At 34.1% G+C, this 4,096-nt stretch carries 3 protein-coding genes and 2 pseudogenes; all 5 read left to right on the top strand.

The annotated features are described in order from the left end of the window. A pseudogene (locus BMG01_RS11065) lies at positions 1 to 96 on the top strand (IS30 family transposase); the annotation flags it as partial. 281 nt (positions 97 to 377) lie between these two features. Then, positions 378 to 716: a hypothetical protein gene (locus tag BMG01_RS10110; RefSeq protein WP_084013481.1), complete on the top strand. Its 339-nt coding sequence runs from the start codon at positions 378 to 380 to the stop codon at positions 714 to 716. A 33-nt stretch (positions 717 to 749) separates the two neighbouring features. Beyond that, positions 750 to 2,492: an McrB family protein gene (locus BMG01_RS10105; RefSeq protein WP_233127301.1), complete on the top strand. Its 1,743-nt coding sequence runs from the start codon at positions 750 to 752 to the stop codon at positions 2,490 to 2,492. 3 nt (positions 2,493 to 2,495) lie between these two features. Next, a complete protein-coding gene (locus BMG01_RS10100) occupies positions 2,496 to 3,767 on the top strand; it encodes an McrC family protein (RefSeq protein ID WP_233127300.1) in 1,272 nt (423 codons plus the stop codon). 144 nt (positions 3,768 to 3,911) lie between these two features. Further along, positions 3,912 to 4,096: pseudogene (locus BMG01_RS11515) on the top strand (endonuclease); the annotation flags it as partial.

Below are 4,096 nucleotides of genomic sequence, written 5' to 3'. Positions count from 1 at the left end.
CTGGTTCAAATCAATTGGTATCTGAATTCCCGACCACTTAAATGTCTTAACTGGCACACACCAATCGAGATCTTCTTGCTTAATCTACGTCACTAAATTCGTTCAAGTTATTTCTTGCAATCTGCCTAACTGATAAATTATGCCAAAAATCATCGATTTTGGACAAAAACGTTTTGTATTCTCTTTTAAATCCATCTTTTCTCTCCTAAAAAATGACATAACTATATATTAGCAAAATAATCATTTATGTAGGCAACTAATTTATGTGACTGAAATTGTTCTTCCAAGACAAAACTTGCTTTACTAGTACGAATGTTTGGGGGTACAATTTAAATAATTAGTGCAAATAGTTGAACGAACGAGGAGTTACTTATAGTATGACTAATAATGATGTTTATTTCGTCGGGACGATGATTGACAAAAAGGATTTCTCAGATGAATTTATTGAAAAAGGTCAATGGCAACTTGGTTGGGTTAATCAAGAAGACAACGGACAATACCAAAAAATGCTAGCGCTTTTGAATGAAATTAAGATAGATGATGTGGTCATTTTAAAATCGACGTACACCCGTACTCATGATCTACCGTTTGAAAACCCTAATGGTAAATCTGTTTCTGTCATGAAATTGAAAAAATTAGGACATGTGAAACAAAATCCTCATGATGGTCATAATTTATTTATAGATTGGGAGTCTGATTTTCAACCCAGAGAGTGATATTTCTATACCAATCGACAGACAATTTGGAAAGTGTCGAATTCAGATAAAATAGATGATGCCAGTCAGTTAATTCAATTTGCACTTCACAACATCAAGCAAGATTATAGTTACTTTTTGGATAAGTCAGGATTAATCGCTAATGCTCACAAAACCAATCAGACAGAACTACAAAAAAGAAAACAGGACTTTTTGAATTTTTATGACCAGGGCAAATGGACAGCAGTGATTCCTAAAGCAAACTGGCTATCTGGGTATTGGGATGATAAACAAAATTATCAAAAGATAAAGTTGGTATCTATCAGGCAGTTACTATCATACATTACGAGTCTTACAGCAACTGAAAATGAAGCATTAAAATTAATTCCAGATAACTTGTTCACTATTACAACGAGCGATGAATTTGTAAAAATATCCGATGTGATTAATAGCATCATTTTAAATCATCGTCAAGAAGTTGATGCACTTATTGATTCTTTAAACATTGTTGAAGGGAATGGTCGACATGGCTGGGGTTATTCTAACTTCAAAAAACGCAATTGGTATAAAGAGTATCAAAAATATTTATCTCAACATGACAGAAAGGGTGATACAAACATGCAATTGAAAGGATCAAGCCTGCTCATTAATTCTAAAAATATTATTCTTCGAGGCGCACCAGGTACTGGCAAAACATTTTTGGCAAAATCAATGGCAGCAGATATTATCAGTAACGGAGAAACAACAGATTTAAACAACCTAACAGAAGAACAACAAAACCAAATTGGGTTTGTTCAATTCCATCCGAGTTATGATTATACCGACTTTGTTGAAGGGTTAAGACCAACTGGTTCGGGTACAAATGTGGGATTTGAATTAGTACCAGGAATATTTAAGGCTTTCTGCGAAAAAGCATACAAGCCAACCGTCAATTCCATTGATAATTTTGAACAGTCTTGGGATAAATTTGTTGAGGAAATGGATGAAAAACAAGAAATAGAAGTAGCTCCGGGCTATACGTATCATCCGTCAGAAAGTTGGGAAGCAGACGGCGGTATTATGAGAACCACAGATAAAGGATATAATCAATACATCAACAAAAGTCAATTGTACAAGGTATATCGCGGTTTGCCGGGGGTGCCTAAAAGAGGACATGACAACTTCAGAAAAAAGGTGCTTCAGTTTATGAAAGACCATCTTGAACTTTTAGACTTTAAAGCTGCTGAGGGAGTTAACGACAAACCCTATATATTCATTATCGACGAAATCAACAGAGCTGAAATATCGAAGGTACTAGGAGAACTCTTCTTTTCCATTGATCCAGAATATCGTGGCCCTAAAGGTGGTGTCTTAACGCAATACTCAAATCTACATGACGATAAAGACGAAAAATTCTTTATTCCTAAAAATGTTTATATCATCGGGACTATGAATGATATTGACCGCTCGGTTGATATCTTTGATTTCGCTATGCGCCGTCGATTTACATTCATTGAAATAACCGCTAAGCAATCTGCTGACAACATGTTGAACAATGATGATACTAAAAATTTGATGGCACGGTTGAACCAGGCATTAGTTGATAAAAATAAAGGCGGACTTACACGAGATTATGAAATTGGAGCTAGCTACTTTAAACCAATTGATGGTGCTGGCGCATCAAAAGAAATAATTGAGCCACTCTGGGATAATAAATTACAGCCACTGTTGATTGATTATTTTAGGGGTGAGCATGAAGCAGAGAAAAAGATAAAATTAATAGAAGACGCCTATTTCGCAATTCAAGAGGAGGACTAGTTTATGATAAAACTGGGTCCGGTCAAGGATAATTCACCAATTGAAGAATTGTCAGACCATCCAATAGTTACGAGTCTGGCAAATCAAGATTTATCAGTTCTTGAAGAAGAAAAATTTCTTATTTTTCCTGAGCAAGTTTCAGGTTCAGTTGATTTGAATAGCGACAATTTTATTTTTACTCAGAGAAATGGGACTACTAGGACATGTAATGTAGTTGGAGTTCTTAGTGATGGTCACGATGAACTAAGAATATGTTCACGTTTTAGCAAAATAACTGAAGAAGACTACTTTCTGCGATATATGTTACAGAAAATTTTAAATTACAATGTGGTTAATAAAAAGTTGGGTGCTTCAAGCGAGATGTCTTATTATGATTTATTGGTATTTTTATTCCCGTATTATCTAAAAAAGGCACTATCAAAAGGTGTTTACAAAGAATACATCAACAAAGAATATGATGATTCCAATATCAAAGGATCAATCGAAATTGCGCGGCATATTAGAAATAATGTTCCATATCTTGGAAAAGTAGCCTATCGAACACGTGAATTTAGTTACGACAACAAAATTACTGAGTTGGTTAGACATACAATAGAAAAAATTCAACTTGAGTATGAATTTTTATTACTGAATGAGGACACTAAAAATTCAATAAGATCTATAAAAAGTGTAACTAATGATTATTCTCGATTTAATCGACAAAGAGTTATTCAGCAGAATATTTCTAGTCCCGTGAAACATAGCTATTTTACAGAATATTCTGCTTTACAACGACTATGCATTCAAATTCTGAATGAAGATAAGACTGGCTTTGGAAGTGATGAATATAAAATTCATGGTATTATTATTGACGTTGCGTGGATTTGGGAAGCGTATATCTGGAAAGTTACGGGCTGGAAACATTATGGAAAACCAAGCGATTTAGAAACTTTGAATTTCTTTGACAATTTAGGTAGTGATGGTCAGCAACATCGGTATCCAGATTTTGAATTTGATGGAACGCCAATTGATACCAAATATAAGAGGCATTTGGACAAGAGAAATGATTATAACCAGTTGGCAACCTACATTCACCTTATGTCATCCTCAAAAGGCGGTTTCATACAGCCAAGTCAAGATGAAAATGGATGTCAAAAGCTAGGAGATATTGCTGGATTTGGAGGAGAACTATTTTCTTATAAATTTAAAGTTCCCCAAGAATATGTTGACTATGATGATTTTGTGAAACAAATTAGAGTTACTGAAGATGAATTAAAAGATCTTAACTTTTATTAGCCTAAGGTTCTTTTAATACACAATTTTATCCAATTACAACTTGGATAGGCACTTTTACAAATTGCCGACCCAAGTTGTAAAAGTATCCGCCGCATTTTTTAAAAACGCAAATAGCTAGTTTCTAAGTATATCGCTCAAAACCATACGATAGACGAAATTAATCGGGGTGAAAATTGCAAGACATTTGGTGAACTGATTTATAGTATTGATCCTGATTATTGATGAAAAATCGTTAGTGTATCAACCCAATAAGTTAACTTGCATGATGATCCTATCGAAATATTTTTTGACCAGAAAATGTTTATATCATTTGTACTATTAATGACATT

Source organism: Leuconostoc sp. BM2 (assembly GCF_002095565.1).
In the GTDB taxonomy this organism is placed as follows: domain Bacteria; phylum Bacillota; class Bacilli; order Lactobacillales; family Lactobacillaceae; genus Leuconostoc; species Leuconostoc falkenbergense.
Note: the sequence above shows the minus strand (reverse complement) of the source record. Positions and strands in the feature narration are given on the sequence as shown.

Coding starts and splice junctions, on each gene's coding strand:
- BMG01_RS10110 (WP_084013481.1), top strand. CDS start 378: ATGACTAATAATGATGTTTATTTCGTCGGGACGATGATTGACAAAAAG.
- BMG01_RS10100 (WP_233127300.1), top strand. CDS start 2,496: ATGATAAAACTGGGTCCGGTCAAGGATAATTCACCAATTGAAGAATTG.